This window comes from Paenibacillus monticola, assembly GCF_009664975.1.
GTDB classification, from domain to species: Bacteria; Bacillota; Bacilli; order Paenibacillales; family Paenibacillaceae; genus Paenibacillus_AQ; species Paenibacillus_AQ monticola.
The window spans coordinates 196,037-211,359 of record NZ_WJXB01000004.1 but is presented as its reverse complement, the minus strand read 5'-3'; the positions used below and the strand labels follow the sequence as shown (position 1 = coordinate 211,359).

Annotated in this window: 11 protein-coding genes; 9 read left to right on the top strand and 2 right to left on the bottom strand. The window is 42.4% G+C overall.

Annotation, left to right across the window (positions count from 1 at the left end):
• The first annotated feature begins 21 nt into the window (after window positions 1-21).
• The 9 genes from GJB61_RS13610 to GJB61_RS13570 all read left to right on the top strand — a co-directional run bounded on the left by GJB61_RS13610 (window position 22) and on the right by GJB61_RS13570 (window position 11,138).
• Window positions 22-513, top strand: a complete 492-nt coding sequence (locus GJB61_RS13610) for a chemotaxis protein CheW (RefSeq protein ID WP_154119050.1) — start codon at window positions 22-24, stop codon at window positions 511-513.
• A 13-nt stretch (window positions 514-526) separates the two neighbouring features.
• Window positions 527-2,218 carry a methyl-accepting chemotaxis protein gene (locus tag GJB61_RS13605; RefSeq protein ID WP_154119049.1) on the top strand — a complete coding sequence of 564 codons (1,692 nt, stop codon included), beginning with the start codon at window positions 527-529 and terminating at the stop codon, window positions 2,216-2,218.
• A 1-nt stretch (window position 2,219) separates the two neighbouring features.
• Complete coding sequence (locus GJB61_RS13600; RefSeq protein WP_338115807.1) at window positions 2,220-3,035, top strand: CheR family methyltransferase; 816 nt, start codon at window positions 2,220-2,222, stop codon at window positions 3,033-3,035.
• 4 nt (window positions 3,036-3,039) lie between these two features.
• On the top strand, window positions 3,040-4,065 hold the full coding sequence (locus GJB61_RS13595; RefSeq protein ID WP_154119047.1) for a protein-glutamate methylesterase/protein-glutamine glutaminase: 1,026 nt from the start codon (window positions 3,040-3,042) through the stop codon (window positions 4,063-4,065).
• A gap of 34 nt (window positions 4,066-4,099) precedes the next feature.
• Window positions 4,100-7,525: a PAS domain-containing hybrid sensor histidine kinase/response regulator gene (locus GJB61_RS13590; protein ID WP_195724333.1), complete on the top strand. Its 3,426-nt coding sequence runs from the start codon at window positions 4,100-4,102 to the stop codon at window positions 7,523-7,525.
• Between the two features lie 21 nt (window positions 7,526-7,546).
• Window positions 7,547-7,942, top strand: coding sequence for a response regulator (locus GJB61_RS13585; RefSeq protein ID WP_154119045.1), 396 nt, complete (start codon window positions 7,547-7,549; stop codon window positions 7,940-7,942).
• Window positions 7,943-7,957: 15 nt separating this feature from the next.
• Complete coding sequence (locus tag GJB61_RS13580; protein WP_154119044.1) at window positions 7,958-9,505, top strand: putative bifunctional diguanylate cyclase/phosphodiesterase; 1,548 nt, start codon at window positions 7,958-7,960, stop codon at window positions 9,503-9,505.
• Between the two features lie 155 nt (window positions 9,506-9,660).
• Window positions 9,661-10,278 (top strand): guanylate kinase, encoded by a 618-nt coding sequence (locus tag GJB61_RS13575; RefSeq protein WP_154119043.1) that lies wholly within the window; start codon window positions 9,661-9,663, stop codon window positions 10,276-10,278.
• A 146-nt stretch (window positions 10,279-10,424) separates the two neighbouring features.
• Entirely contained in the window at window positions 10,425-11,138 is a 714-nt protein-coding gene (locus GJB61_RS13570) for a hypothetical protein (protein WP_154119042.1), read from the top strand.
• Here the strand turns inward: GJB61_RS13570 and GJB61_RS13565 are convergent.
• Together GJB61_RS13565 and GJB61_RS13560 are read right to left on the bottom strand one after the other, a co-directional pair.
• Window positions 11,113-14,025: a response regulator gene (locus GJB61_RS13565; RefSeq protein ID WP_154119041.1), complete on the bottom strand. Its 2,913-nt coding sequence runs from the start codon at window positions 14,023-14,025 to the stop codon at window positions 11,113-11,115. The genes GJB61_RS13570 and GJB61_RS13565 overlap by 26 nt on opposite strands.
• 7 nt (window positions 14,026-14,032) lie before the next feature.
• A complete protein-coding gene (locus tag GJB61_RS13560; RefSeq protein WP_338115806.1) occupies window positions 14,033-15,121 on the bottom strand; it encodes an HD domain-containing phosphohydrolase in 1,089 nt (362 codons plus the stop codon).
• Window positions 15,122-15,323 lie beyond the last annotated feature (202 nt).

Here is a 15,323-nt window from a genome sequence, read left to right as displayed (position 1 = left end):
CACAAAGGAGTTGATGGGTTCATGTCCACAGATATTCAGGACGAGCTAGAGGAAGATACGCAGAAGGGAAAATTCTTAACCTTTACGATGGGTGAAGATTGCTATGGAATTGAAATTAATCATGTTAGGGAGATTATTGGGATTCAACCCATCACACAAGTCCCGGATCAGCCTGAGTATCTCCGGGGAATCATTAATCTGCGGGGCAAGATCATCCCGGTCATGGATATTCGATTGCGTTTCGGGAAAACGTTTCGGGATTATAACGACAGAACCTGCATCATTGTAGTGGATATCGAGAATATATCGTTAGGACTAATCGTTGACGGCGTTTCGGAGGTGCTTTCGATACCTGACACTGAAATCGTAGCTCCTCCAGAGATGAATAAGGGCGGCAACAACTTCATTAAAGGAATTGGCAAGGTCGGAGCAGAGGTCAAGCTGTTATTGGATTGTAAGACGCTTCTGGTAAAAGCTTCATGGGATGAGAGCACTCAGTTCGACGAGAAATAAGGGGGATACACAAATGAGATGGATTAATAATTTAAAAATTGGGACTAGACTGATTTCTGCTTTTATTCTAATTGCTTTAATGGCGGGTGTAGTTGGAGTGATTGGGATTACCAATATTAAACAGGTCAATCAAGACTACTCAAACTTATATGTGAATTATGGTGTGGCCTCTGGCGACCTGGGGCATGTGGGCATGGACTTCCACAATATCCGCGCTGCAATAAGAGATGTTCTTATTAAGACAACCAACAAAGAGCGAGAGCCCTACATAACCAAGATCAAAACATTAGATACCGATATGGATAGCTATCTCGGCAAATTCGAAACCAGTATTCAAACTGAGGACGTACGCACTGCCTTCAATACCTTAACCGCCTCTCTTAAAGATTATAAAACGGTGAGGGAGCAAGTAAGCAGCTTGGCACAAGACAATAAGGTTGAGGCAGCCGAGACCTTATTCTACGGCGATGCACTGCAGCCATCTATTGTAGCCAACGAAAATCTGGATAAGTTAATCAAACTGATGGAAGTCGGAGGACTTAAGAAGTCTGAAGAATACTCTGCTGACGTCAATAGTACGGTGAATACAATGTTCGTGATCGTTGGCGTGACCATGATACTGGCGATTTCCATTGGTATCTTCGTCTCCCGTATTATTAGTAAGCCTATTAATCGTCTAGTTGCTGTATCTGAACAAATGGCTGACGGTGATCTTAATGTAACAATTCAAGCCGATACTAAAGATGAAGTTGGGATTTTAGCCACCTCTTTCCTGAGAATGTCTAATAATATGAATGAAGTAATGCAGAATATCAATTCTGCAGCGGATCAAGTAGCTTCGGGTGCAAGACAAATGTCCGAATCTAGCATTGCTTTGTCGGAAGGGGCCACTGAACAGGCTAGTTCTGTAGAGGAGCTGTCAGCATCCTTAGAGGAAATTTCCTCGCAAACGAAACTAAATGCACAACATTCCAATAACGCAAATCAATTAGCTGAAGCCGCACAGAAAAATGCAGTCCATGGAAACGAACAGATGGGCAGTATGCTTCGCGCAATGGAAGAAATAAATGATTCCTCTATTAATATCTCCAAAATCATTAAGGTAATTGACGAAATCGCTTTTCAAACCAACATCCTGGCGCTAAATGCAGCAGTTGAAGCTGCACGTGCCGGACAACATGGCAAGGGTTTTGCCGTTGTTGCAGAAGAAGTGCGAAATCTAGCTGCCAGATCGGCCAATGCCGCAAAAGAAACAACCGCGATGATTGAAGGCTCCATTAAAAAAGTAGATATTGGTACTAAAATTGCTAATAATACAGCAGTAGCGTTACAGAATATTGTAAACGATGTTGCCCAGGTAGCCGAGCTGATAAGCAATATTACCATCTCTTCCAATGAACAGGCCATCGGAGTAGCTCAAATTAATCAAGGGATTCTTCAAGTCTCGCATGTTGTACAGACCAATTCAGCAACTTCTGAAGAAAGTGCGGCCTCCAGCGAGGAATTGACTCATCAAGCCCTAATGCTTCAGGAACAAGTCAATCGCTTCCAGCTTAAAAAAATGGATTATGCTCGGGAAAACTTCAGTGAAGCTCGGCCTAGTACACTTCAGACTAACGAATCTTACATTAGAGCCAACGCTACGAATAAAACCAAACGGCCCACTAAAATATCCTTAAGTGATAATGACTTCGGGAAGTACTAATGTGATCTCTATAAGTAATCAAGAGTTCCGCCGTCTCAGCTCGTATATTTATACGCATTTCGGCATCTATCTAAGTGAAGAGAAGCGTTCCCTCGTAGTTGGCAGGCTACAGAACGAACTAGCGAATATGCAGGTAAACTCGTTTGGGGAGTATATCGATTACCTGCTGGAAGATCGAACAGGAACTACGGTCAATGCTTTAATAAATAAAATTACAACAAACCATACTTATTTCATGCGTGAAACCGCACATTTTTCATTCTTAAAGGATATCCTTCTCCCACAGCTTTCAGATACGCTGGTGGAGAGGGATTTGCGCATATGGTGTGCTGGCTGTTCCACTGGAGAGGAACCCTATACGCTAGCTATGCTGCTGAATGACTTTTTTCAGAATGAGAGTCAAGGCTGGGATAAACAAATTCTTGCTACCGATCTTTCGAATCGAGTGTTGGAAGTGGCCAACACTGCGGAGTATACTCATGATCAGGTCCTTCCCCTCCCAGCGCTTTGGAGGACCCAATATCTTAGGAAGACTGAGAATGGGAATTTTACGTTTACCGACCCAATCCGTAAAGAGATCATCTTCCGGAAATTTAATCTGATGGAACCTCACTACCCTTTCAAGCGCAAGTTCCATATGATCTTTTGCAGAAATGTGATGATTTACTTCGATTCGGAAACCAAAAAAACGCTGCTGCAGAAACTCTATCAATCCTTAGAAAGCGGGGGTTATCTCTTCATCGGGCATTCCGAATCTATTAACCGGGAAACCAGTCCGTTTAAATACGTGATGCCTGCTGTTTATCGAAAGGAATAGGTAGATGAAGAAAATAAAAGTACTGATCGTAGACGATTCTCTCCTCTTTCGTGAATGGTTAAGAAAAGGACTCTCAAATCATCCAAGTATTGAAGTGGTCGCAACTGCTGCAGACGCTTTTGACGCACGTGACAAAATATTAGCTTTCGAGCCGGATGTTATGACCTGTGATGTCGAGATGCCAAAGATGAACGGATTGGAATTCATACGCAGACTGCTTCCGCAATATCCTATACCCATTATTATGATTAGTACCATGAGTTATAGTGTGTTCGATGCCTTGAAGGCAGGAGCCGTTGATTTTGTAGCCAAACCCTCAAACTTGGTAGCCGGTAGTGCGAATATTTTCTTCGATGAACTGATTCAAAAGATAGTGGTCGCCTCAAGCATTCATCTCGAGGAAATAAGACAGCAGCAAGGTACCCTAAAACCTATAGAACCAAGGACAGGAACACCTTCTTCTATCCGCATGATTGCCATTGGGGCATCCACTGGAGGAATTGAAGCCATTAGCAGTATTCTAACAACACTCCCGGTTACCGTGCCTGGGGTAGTTATTGTTCAGCATATCCCTTCAGGGTTCTCTCGAATGTTCGCCGACCGATTAAACCAGCTATGTAAAGTTTCTGTTAAAGAAGCGCAGACCGGGGATTATGTATTGCCTGGATCTGTGTTAATCGCTCCTGGAGACCATCAAATGCGAGTCCATAGAGTAGGAGACCTCTTCAAAGTGGAGATCTATGAGGGGGAAAGAATAACGGGGCATTGCCCTTCAGTGGATGTGTTATTTGATTCGGTAGCTAAAGCAGCAGGGAATAAGGCCATCGGCATCATTCTCACCGGTATGGGATACGATGGTGCAAAAGGTCTACTGATGATGAGGCGTAAGGGTGCCAGAACTATTGGACAAGATGCTCATTCCTCCACTGTTTACGGTATGCCTAAGGCTGCATTTGATGTTGGAGCTGTAGAACGACAAGCTTCATTACAGCAAATCCCACAACTCATTAACAAGCTGTTACAGCAATGATGTCTAAATCTAATGCAGAAGTATGGTGAGAATAATGGATAACAAACCTACGGATCTACCGACATCCACATTAAATATAGATCAAATTACCGCTGTATTAGCGTGTATTGGTGATGGTGTCATTACTACTGACTTAGCGGGCAGTATTAACTATATGAACCCTGTCGCTGAACAATTAACGGGTTGGAGTATGCTAGAGGCCGTTGGAGCCCCTTTTGATCGTGTTTTCCCGCTTATCAATGGTCTTACGGAAGAACCCTGTATCTCTCCTATTGTTCTAATTCAACAGAACGAAATCTTCAAAGGGCTGCATAAACATTCCATGCTTATCAACAAGCTAGAAAAAAGGATGTACGTATCCGCAAGCTGTGCCCTCATTAAGACGTCTGATGAGCAGGTAACCGGAGCTGTGGTCGTATTCCGTGATATTACAACCATTAAGAAAATGGAAGATCAATTACTTTTGGAGCGCAATAATTTCCAAGCTTATTTCGAATCTGCACCGATTGGAATGATTTTGGTCGATGGGACCCTTAACCTCAAGCAAGCGAATGCAGCAGCAAAGCATTTTATTACGCTGAATCCCTTAAGTGAGTCTAATAAGATGAGAATTGGTGATCATCTGGGTTGTATCCATAGCTTTGAGAGCGAGTGTGGCAGTGCAGTTGCGTGTGGTAACTGTGATTTACACAGAAGCATCAGGCAGGTCATGCAAACAGGCTTATCCCGTCTGAATCTTGTCATTCCTTATATCCAGTTAGAGAATGGGATTGCTCAACACTATTGGTATAAGATCAGCATCGTACCGATGACCTCCCCAAAGGAGAAGCAGGTTCTAGTCATCTTGGATGATATTACTCTACAGAGAAAAACAGAGGAACAATTGATTCAAGCCAAGGATTATTACTTGAGTATGTTTGAGAAGTTCCCAACGCTGGTCTGGAGATCAGGCTTAGACAAAAAATATGATTACATCAATAAAAGATGGAGTCAGTTCACAGGACGCAAACCACGCAAGGAGCTGGGCTTTGGCTGGGCAGAGCGGATTCATCCGGAAGATCGTTCCACCAGTATAAGCACCTATCTTCAAGCCTTTGAACAACGTAAATCCTTTGAAAATGAGCATCGCCTTCTCCGTTACGATGGCGAATATCGCTGGGTATTGGATGCGGGAAGTCCATTCTATGATATGGACGGAGTATTCCTCGGGTTTATTGGAGCTGTATTTGATATCACTGAGCGGAAACTGGCGGAAGAAGTATTGGATAAGTATAGAATATTGTCTGAAGAGGCGCATGATACGATCCTTTTTGTGAATTCCCAAGGACAAATATTAGATGTTAACGAGGCCGCCACTCATAAATATGGGTATACCCGACAGGAACTTCTGGAGCTCACTGTGTTTCAGTTGCGTGTCGATGAATCGGTTATTATAGACCAGTTAAGTATGGCAGAGCAGGAAAATGCATTTTTCGAGACCATCCATCATAAAAAAGATGGCAGCCCGTTTCCAGTCGAAGTGAGCTCAACAGGCACTACCATAGGCGGCCAACGAGTCATTATGAGTATCATTCGGGATATCACTGAGCGTAAGCATTCCGAGGTAGCTCTGCGGGACAGTGAAGAGAAATATCGCCAGCTCTTCAATAATTCGACAGAGGCTATATACCTTCATGAGATTATGGAGGATAATCCAAAATTCAGTCGTTTTATCGATGTGAATGAAGTAGCCTGTTTATGGCTTGGTTATTCCAGAGATGAGCTTATTGGGATGTCTCCACATGATATCAATAGTGTGTCCTACCGTGATAAGCTAAAAAGCATGAGAGCCACTCTGAAGGTAGGTGCTCATTTCACCTATGATTCCGTACACGTCACGAAGAAGGGTAAGGAGATTCCCGTAGAGATTAATGTGCATTGCTTCAATCTCATGGGGAAAAAGGTCCTGCTCTCCATGGTGAGAGATACTACGGAAAGAAAAAAAGTTGAAAATGAATTAAAAGTGACTCGAGATGAGGCAGAGCGGGCCAATAAGGCCAAAAGTGAATTTTTAGCCAATATGAGTCACGAAATCCGCACTCCACTCAATGGAATGATCGGTATGATCGACCTCACTCTATTAACCCCGATCAATGATGAACAAGCGGAGAATCTGCATGCGGCAAAGTCTTGTGCCAACGCTCTCCTTGTACTCATTAATGATGTACTTGATTATTCAAAACTGGAAGTAGGGAAAATGAGAATCGACCAGATCAATTTCTCACTTAAAGAATTAATCGAAAAGATCATCAAGACGCTTTCTCCTACGGCCCATGCCAAACGGTTAAATTTTGATTATACCTTTTCTTCAGAGGTGCCCGCCTTTGTGAACGGGGACCCGAACCGCTTGCAGCAAGTACTGAATAATCTGCTGAACAATGCGATTAAGTTTACGGATAACGGCCGGATTTCTCTTTCCGTAAAATGCCAGGAAGTACACGGGGATTCCCTAACGCTGTTGTTTATAGTAAACGATACAGGGATTGGCATTGCTGAGCATGAACAAAAAGAGCTGTTCAAGACGTTCAGTCAGGTTGATAGTTCTATAACTAGAAGGTACGGTGGCACAGGGTTAGGTCTGGCCATCTCCAAGCAGCTAGTCGAGAATATGGGCGGACGCGTTTGGGTGGAAAGTGTTAAGGGACAGGGCAGTGCTTTTCTCTTCACAATACAATTTAAATCCGCTCTCTCCGTTGTTATTGAACAGCCGAAGTTGCCAGCCTTAACCGTCCCGCATCATTCATTATCTATTCTGGTTGCCGAGGATGATCCTGTAAACCGGCTGGTCTTAACCCGAATGCTAAAATCCCTTAACTATCAAGTCGAAGTAGCAGAGAATGGGATAGAAGTCCTGAGGCGTCTGGAACACAAGAACTACGATTTAATCCTTATGGATGTCCAAATGCCGCTTATGGATGGAATTGAAGTGACCCGCAAGATAAGACAATCCGAGGGGTCTATTCGCCATACTCCGATTATCGCCATAACAGCCTATGCCTTACATGGCGACCGGGAAAAATGCTTATCCGCAGGGATGGATGATTATATTCCCAAACCGATTCGCATGGAAGAATTACAGCTTTTCCTGGAAAAATGGACTGGACCTACCATTAAGATCTCTGCTGACGGCGAGTTAATCCTGGCTGAAGCAAATCTGTCTCTTAAAATGATGAATGATGGTGAAGCACTTCTTGAATTACAACGTTGTATCGAGGAACTGGAGCTCATTATACAGGACCCTGATTTAACCCAAATAGAAGATTTGGCTCATTGCATCAAAAACAAGTGTATTCTGTTAGGGAATGAAGAGCTTAAAGCGACCTTTTTCCGGATTGAATTAGCGGCCCGACGAGGGAAAATAGATGAGGTACTAGGATATGTTAGTAAAGCTCAGCTGGAGTATGCTCGGTATTATCAATAGACAAGAAGGAATGATGGATAGATGAAGATTCTAATTGCAGAAGATGATTTGGTTAGTCGTAAATTTTTAAGTAAGTTCCTCGCCCCCTATGGGGAAGTGGATACGGTTGTGGATGGCTTAGAAGCGCTGGATGCGTATCTGTTATCCCTGAAAGATAATGCCCCTTATGATCTATTATGTCTGGATATTATGATGCCACGGGTAGATGGTGTGAAGGTACTTAAGGTGATACGTGACTATGAGACGCAAAAAGGATTTAGTCCGGAGAATCGCCTCAAAGTTATCATGACCACGGCCTTAGCAGAAGCAGATAATGTTAAACAATCCTTTGAATATGGATGTGAAGCTTACGCTGCCAAACCCATTAACACAGATAAGTTCATTCTTGTTCTTCATGAGCTAGGGTTACTCAAATAAGAGGGAGGAATACTCATGTTTTCCTCTAAATCACTTTGGGGAGCCTTCAAAATTTCCGGTGTTTATTTATCTGCAGGCTGCTTATGGATCTTCCTTAGCGATAAAGCTTTAGACGCTTATTCAGCTAATATTAAAGTAATTACTAACCTTAGTATGATCAAAGGGTGGTCCTTTGTTCTCATTACAGCCATCCTTATCTTCACTCTTGTTCTGAGCTCTCTTAAGCGCATTAAAAAAATGGAGGACAAGCTACATCACTTGACCTTTCATGATGTACTGACAGACCTACCTAATAAGCGAGCCTTATATGCAACTGAGGTTGATGCAGTCCTGATGGATTCAGGCCGTCATGCTGTCTTAATGTTAATTGATATTGATAACTTTAAATATATCAACGATACCATGGGGCACAGCTTTGGTGACCGTCTAATTGTGAAGACCAGTGAGCGACTGCTCTCCATCTTGGGACAAGCGGGTGTTCTTTATCGCTTTGGAGGCGATGAATTTATTATTCTCATGCACCCCCTGCAGGATCGAACAGATATAGACAGGTTTGCAGGCCAGATTCTTGCTGGATTTAAAGAGGTCGTTGAGATAGACACCAGTCTACTACATATTAGCATCAGTATTGGAATCAGTATTTACCCGAATCACGGAAGAGAGATTATGGAGTTAGTTAAACGCGCAGATATTGCTATGTACAAAGCGAAAGAAGCAGGGAAAGATAACTTTGTTGTATTTGATTATCCTTTGAATGAGTTATTCTCTGAAAGGATGGAGATTGAACATCGCTTATATGCAGCTATGGAACAGGATGAGTTCGAGCTCTTTTATCAGCCTCAGGTAGATCTGGTATCTAACCAAGTTACGGGTCTGGAAGCTCTTCTACGCTGGAATTGTCCGGATTTAGGGTATATCCCACCACTTAAATTCATTAAGGTCGCTGAGGATTCCCATCTAATTATTCCTTTGGGGACCTGGGTTCTCATCGAAGCCTGCAAGTTTCTGAAACATCTTCATGAACAGGGATTCGAGCACTTAACCATGTCCGTTAATATTTCGATGCTGCAGCTACTGCAATCTGATTTCAATACCCTGGTCATGGATACACTGAAATTCTCCGGCCTTGCGCCTCAACACCTTGAATTGGAAATTACCGAAACAGTGTTAGTGGAATCCTATAGTCATGTCAGTAGCAAATTGAATCAACTCAGAGATCACAACATCAAGATTGCGTTGGACGATTTCGGTACTGGTTATTCTTCACTTAGCTACCTGACCCATTTGCCGATCTCCACTTTGAAAATAGACAAGTCCTTTATTGATTCGATTCCCGCAGAAGACAATCAAGCAACGCTAGTGGAACAGATTATTATGATTGGCAAGCGAATGAATATGACTGTGATTGCCGAGGGCGTGGAAACTAAGGAACAGCTGGAGTATTTACAGGAGCAGGGCTGTGATAAAATTCAGGGCTATTTGTTCAGCAAGCCGCTAGTGGCCGAGGATTTGGAGCAGTTATTGAATAGCTGGGAGAATGCTGAAACCTACCAACTGGCCTAAAACCTCCTTGGATAGACCACCTGCCCATCGTTCTCCTCTCTTCTATCGTTGCGCAGGGATTTTGTTGATTCCTGTCGAATTAGTAAGAAGCTAGCCTGTAGAGGAGGTGAGTCCCGTACGGCAGGAATCGTCCTGACAAGCGTACGGGAGAAGCGATGTGGAACTGGCTAAAATCATCCAAAACATTAGCACTGAAACAAGAGCTGGATAACGCAGTCTTCGAAACAGAACAAGGCGAAGCTTCGAAAATCAAGGTGATCGTGATTACCGGAACGAGCGGCTCAGGGCGCAAAGGGATGGCTAAAAGGCTAAGTACAGATCTAGGGATTCCCTACATTCTTCCGTACACAACCCGTGCCATTCGGCCCCACGAACAAGATGGAGTACATTATCATTTCATCACCTCGGACCAATTTCAGAGCATGGTAGAGAAGCACGTATTCTTCCAAACTGTATATCTGGAGCGGGGCAGCTATGGAATTGCGGAGGAGGAGCTGTCTCAACCCGCTATTGTTGTTGTAAACCGGGAAGGGGCGCAAGCCTTTCGGAAGCATTATGGAAATGAGGCCATTCGGATCTTCCTGTACGTCACCAAAGACGATATTCGGCTTCGACTAGAGCGGGAAGAAGCTCCAGACGAGATTATGGAAGAATATCTACATAATTATACGGAACAAGTGATCTATAAAAAAGAGTCGGAGTATCTGCTACAAAATATTGAACCGGCAGCTACAATTGAGAAGATCAAAGAATTTCTACAAGACAAGTTGTGAAGGAGGGCAGCGCATGCCCGAATTTCATTCTCATAGGATATGAAAGCCCGCTCTCAGGTTAGTCTGAGGCGGGCTTTTGGGTTTTGCAACATATGGTGTTTAAGGTGCGTCTGAAAGGGTGAAGGTATAAGATAAGGAGCGTGCCTATGTACACTATAAGAAATAAGGGATGGATCGTCCTGGTCGCCGTAATATTCCTGCTCACGGCCTGTAATGGAGGGCCCAATGCGGCAATAAAGCCGCAACAAACACCAAGTCAGACCCCAAGCCAGACACAAGAAATAGCGACATCTGAAGCGACTGGGGTTACCCAAACACCAGAATCGACCGAACAGCCTATAGAAGAAGGTTCCCCCCCTACAGCGCTGGAAGCAGCAGCTACGGTCATGAGGGCGCTTAGTAATGGCAATATGAAGACGCTCGCAGCTTGGGCACATCCGCAGAAAGGAGTCCGCTTCTCTCCCTATGCTTACGTTGACACGAAGGCCGACCTCGTGTTTACACGGGAAGAGCTTGAAGGGTTGATGAAGGATCCTACAAAGCGTGTATGGCGGACGTTTGCCGGAACGGGCGAATTAATCGAGCTGACTTTTGCACAATATTATAAACAATTCGTCTACGATGCCGACTTTATGAAGGATGCCAAGATCTCATTGAATGAGGGACTTGGACAAGGAACGACCATCAATAACTTAAATGAAGTATACCCAAAGGATAGCTACGACTTCGTTGAATACCATATCGATGGCATTGATCCAGCGAATGAAGGTATGGACTGGCGTAGTTTGCGACTTGTCTTTGAGAAAATGGGCCAGGATCACGCCCTCGTAGGTATTATTCACGATCAATGGACACCTTAATATACCTATCCATTTCTTGTAATAATTCGCTCAAAGCGCTATTAAATATAGGATGCATAAACTGGATTTCGCTTTCACTTTGGTCCACAATAGCTTTTTGTAATCTGGAAGCTATTTCATATATTTTTTTTGCACCAATATTTCCAGAGCTGCCCATGATCTTATGAACAATTTGTTTAGCTTGTATATAATCCTTAACTTGTAAGCTTTCCTGTAGTTGAGTGGAGACATGTTCATTCTCATTAATAAAGGTACGTAATACGGATTTATATAATTCCTCTCTATGACCCAGCAGAATCATCCCATAGGCTACATCCAATATCGGTTTGTCCACTGTTCCCACTCCACCCTTTTCCGGATTTTTGGGTAAAGAGCCTAGAATCTCCTTCAATCTAGCTACTAAAAGATCCGGTTCAAAGGGTTTACTCACAAAGTCCGTGATGCCCGCTATTCTACACCTCTCTTCCACTCCTGTTATCGCATCCGCTGTCATGGCAATGATAGGAAGAGTCTGGTTCTCTCTTCGGATTAATCGTGTCGCCTCATACCCATCCAGGACTGGCATATGTAAATCCATTAAGATTAAGTCGATCTGATCGGCATGCTGTACAAAAAAGTCGTATCCTTCTTTGCCATCATCGGCTAAATATACATTAAACCCCGCTTGTTCCAAGATCGATTGAGCAATAAATTGATTTGTTTTGTTGTCTTCTACAACCAAAATATGTTGATTGGGCTTTGCTTTCAGGACTTGCGCTTGTTCTTCAATAATCGTAAATTCATGTTCATCCATGATTTTATCCTTAAATATTTCTAAAATACCATTATACAGAACAGAAGGAATGATCGGTTTGGTTATGCCAAGGTCAATCGAAAATTCCGCTAATTTGTCGAACAAATCCTCTCTAGCCAGCGGAAACATTAAAATAAACTTTGGCTTTACGAGAATGGTCGGGTCCTGGTTAATCTTCTGTATAAATTCAATTCCTTTGAACATTGGGGTATCATAATCTACTATGATTAAATCATAGGGCTTGGCTCCATGATCCGTTGTGCTCTGAAGTAGCTCAAATACCTTTTTCTCGGACAAGGTGAACTCTGAAATGATTCCAAATGAGTTTAAATATTGTCGCATAAGATGAGTATAGGTTTGATTTTTTTCTAACACGACCACTCTTATTTTCTGAATAAAGAGCGAGCTATTCTTTTGTTTCTCTATATACTCCTGTTCTCGATCCACCTCGAATGCTAACTGAATAACAAAGGTTGAACCCTCATCAAGAGCACTATACACTTTAATTTCACCCTTCATCCGATCCAGCAGGCTCTTTACAATGGACAAACCTAGTCCTGTACCCCCAAACCGTCTATTAATAGAGATATCAGCTTGATTAAAGGGCTCAAATAAATACTTTATCTGTTCCTCTGCTATTCCAATACCCGTATCTTTAACGGTAAACTCGATATGAAATAAATCAGAGTGTTCAGCTACCAGTCTTATCATCAACGAAACCTGACCTGTTGGAGTGAACTTCACAGCATTGTTAATTAGATTGATTAGAATTTGTTCAATTCGCTTAGGGTCGCCGAAGAAAATAGACGGCAGTTCTGGATCCTTATCGATAAAAAAGTCGATCCCTTGCTCTTCAATCTTGAAGGAAACAATATTTATCACCTTCTGAAGAACGGTATCCAGATTAAAAGAAATGCGTTCAATTTCAATTCTATCCGCTTCGATCTTTGCAAAGTCCAAAATATCATTGATTATAGCCTCCATACTTTTAGAGGCATGGCTTATTTTGTCCATATACAACTTCTGGGTGACCGAAATATCCGTTCTCTTCATTAGATAAGTCATGCCCGTAATCCCGTTTAAAGGGGTTCTGATTTCATGAGACATGCGAGCCAAGAAACTCGATTTAATATTGTTAGCAATCTCGGCTTCTTCTTTCGCCAGAACCAAATCCTCCTGAATCCGTTTCCGCTCCCGAATCTCTTTTTTTAGCCTTCTAATCCAATACCAAGAAACACCAAATACGATCAGCACAAAGATAATAGCAACAACCAGAACCTGAATCAAATTGCTATAATCGACCTTATTCTCAATTCCGATCCACTGATTATTGATTTGAATTTTTTCCTCGGATGTAATACTGGAAATCCCCTTATTGATAATACTTACTAGCTCTGGCCAATCCTTTCTTACGGCAAAATAAAGGGATTGATTCCCAGGATCATTCATTTTAACTACCTTCAGATCGGTAATTCCGTTCTCCCTGATCAAATAAGCGGTTGTAGCCAAGTTTCCGATGAAGGCTTGTTCAGTGCCATTAGATACTGCCTCTAAAGCTTCTCCCACCGTAGAGTACAAACTCAACTCCGTATGACCAATACTTTTTAAATAGGTATCATGGGAGCTGTTTTCTTGTACGGCTATCATCTGCGTATTTAAATCCTCGAAAGACTGGATAGCATCGTTATTATCCTTAGTAATAATTACTCTTTGAAAGCTATAGTAGGGCATCGAGAATGAAAAGTAGTTTTCTCGATCCACTGTTTTGGAAACACTCGGCAGTACATCAATTTCTCGTTCGACAGCCTTCTCATAGGCCTGTGTCCACGTCAAACCAGGTACAACGGCTAGGTTCAGGCCTGTTCTCGCATTAATTAATTCAATATAATCATGCGCAATCCCCTTATAAGTCCCGTCTGAATCAATAAACTCGAAAGGAACAAACTGAGGGTCCACCCCTAAATGGATAATAGGATGTTCTGTAATAAATCGTTTCTCTTCGGCCGATAAATCCACCTTTGCTGCACTACCGTGAAGGATCAGTGCCGGAAACAAGAATAGAAAACAACAAGTAAGTAGTATGATTCTAGTCATTTTCACCCTACTCTACCTCAATTTCTGGGGTTTGCTCGAATTCTTGAGTAATTTTCAGCATTTCGTTATGAATTTCCATAAAGGCATCAACAATGTTGGGATCGAAGTGACAGCCACGTTCCTGATTAATAATCTCTAATGCTCTTTCATGCGAAAAAGCTGCCTTATACACTCTTGGATGCACCAAAGCATCGTAGACATCCACAATAGCGACCAATCGGCCACATAGAGGAATCTCTTCTCCTTTTAGTCCATGCGGATAACCCGTACCATCATATCTTTCATGGTGTGTCCCAATAATTTCAAGAGCTGTACGGATAAAGCTGGGAGCGTCATTACCTTTGAGATTATACATCAGGGCATCCACACCGTAGTCCACATGTTTTTTCATAATTTCAAATTCCTCAGGAGTTAACTTTCCAGGTTTCAAAAGAATATGATCAGGTATGCCCACTTTCCCAATATCATGCAGCGGCGTCGTTCTGAACAGTTCTTGAATATAATCATCTGTGAAAATATCGCAATATTCAGCCTTTAGCTTTAAGTGATCACACAATTTCCTCACCATATATTGAGTTCTTATCGTATGATTACTGCTTTCTAAGTTTCTCACTTCCAATAATCCAACCAATACATTGATCGAGATATCTCGGCTTAGGACAAGCTCTTTGGTTCGGATCTCTACCTCATTCTGTAAGCGAAGATTGTAGTCCTCCATCATGACTCTTGAATTTCGTAAGGCAAGCTGGATTTCAATCCGTTTTCTTAAGGCTTCCATGTTCAAAGGTTTTCGTATGTAATCCATTGCGCCTAATGCTAAGCCCTTCACTTCATTCTCGATCTCATCGTGATTGGTCAGAATAATGGTGACAATCTTCGAATATTGGGGTTGTTTCAGAGCATTCAATACTTCAAAACCATTCATCACAGGCATGTTCAAATCCAGTACGATTAGTTCAATAGAAGGATCATGATCAATCATTTGCATAGCTTCATATCCATTGGCCGCATAAATTAGCTGATAATCATGCAGCATAATTTTGATTAAAGTAACATCTGACTTGGAATCGTCCACGATTAATATTTTCGTATCCACTGACACAGCCCCCCTAAGGTTCTAGTAAATCTGATTTCCTTTGGTCTCCATCTGCTGAAACAATTCATCAATCGTTAGACTATGTACTAGAAAAAAGTGATAACTTCCTTCATTATAAATTGACATTCGCATTCATACTATTGTAATAGATGCCAGAAAAAATAGAAGACTGGCCTTTATTGTCATATATCGACAGAAAGGC

Bases quoted from the DNA above. Each gene is read 5' to 3' on its own strand.
- GJB61_RS13610 (WP_154119050.1), top strand. From the start codon at position 22: ATGTCCACAGATATTCAGGACGAGCTAGAGGAAGATACGCAGAAGGGA.
- GJB61_RS13605 (WP_154119049.1), top strand. From the start codon at position 527: ATGAGATGGATTAATAATTTAAAAATTGGGACTAGACTGATTTCTGCT.
- GJB61_RS13595 (WP_154119047.1), top strand. From the start codon at position 3,040: ATGAAGAAAATAAAAGTACTGATCGTAGACGATTCTCTCCTCTTTCGT.
- GJB61_RS13590 (WP_195724333.1), top strand. From the start codon at position 4,100: ATGGATAACAAACCTACGGATCTACCGACATCCACATTAAATATAGAT.
- GJB61_RS13585 (WP_154119045.1), top strand. From the start codon at position 7,547: ATGAAGATTCTAATTGCAGAAGATGATTTGGTTAGTCGTAAATTTTTA.
- GJB61_RS13580 (WP_154119044.1), top strand. From the start codon at position 7,958: ATGTTTTCCTCTAAATCACTTTGGGGAGCCTTCAAAATTTCCGGTGTT.
- GJB61_RS13575 (WP_154119043.1), top strand. From the start codon at position 9,661: ATGTGGAACTGGCTAAAATCATCCAAAACATTAGCACTGAAACAAGAG.
- GJB61_RS13570 (WP_154119042.1), top strand. From the start codon at position 10,425: ATGTACACTATAAGAAATAAGGGATGGATCGTCCTGGTCGCCGTAATA.
- GJB61_RS13565 (WP_154119041.1), bottom strand. From the start codon at position 14,025: ATGACTAGAATCATACTACTTACTTGTTGTTTTCTATTCTTGTTTCCG.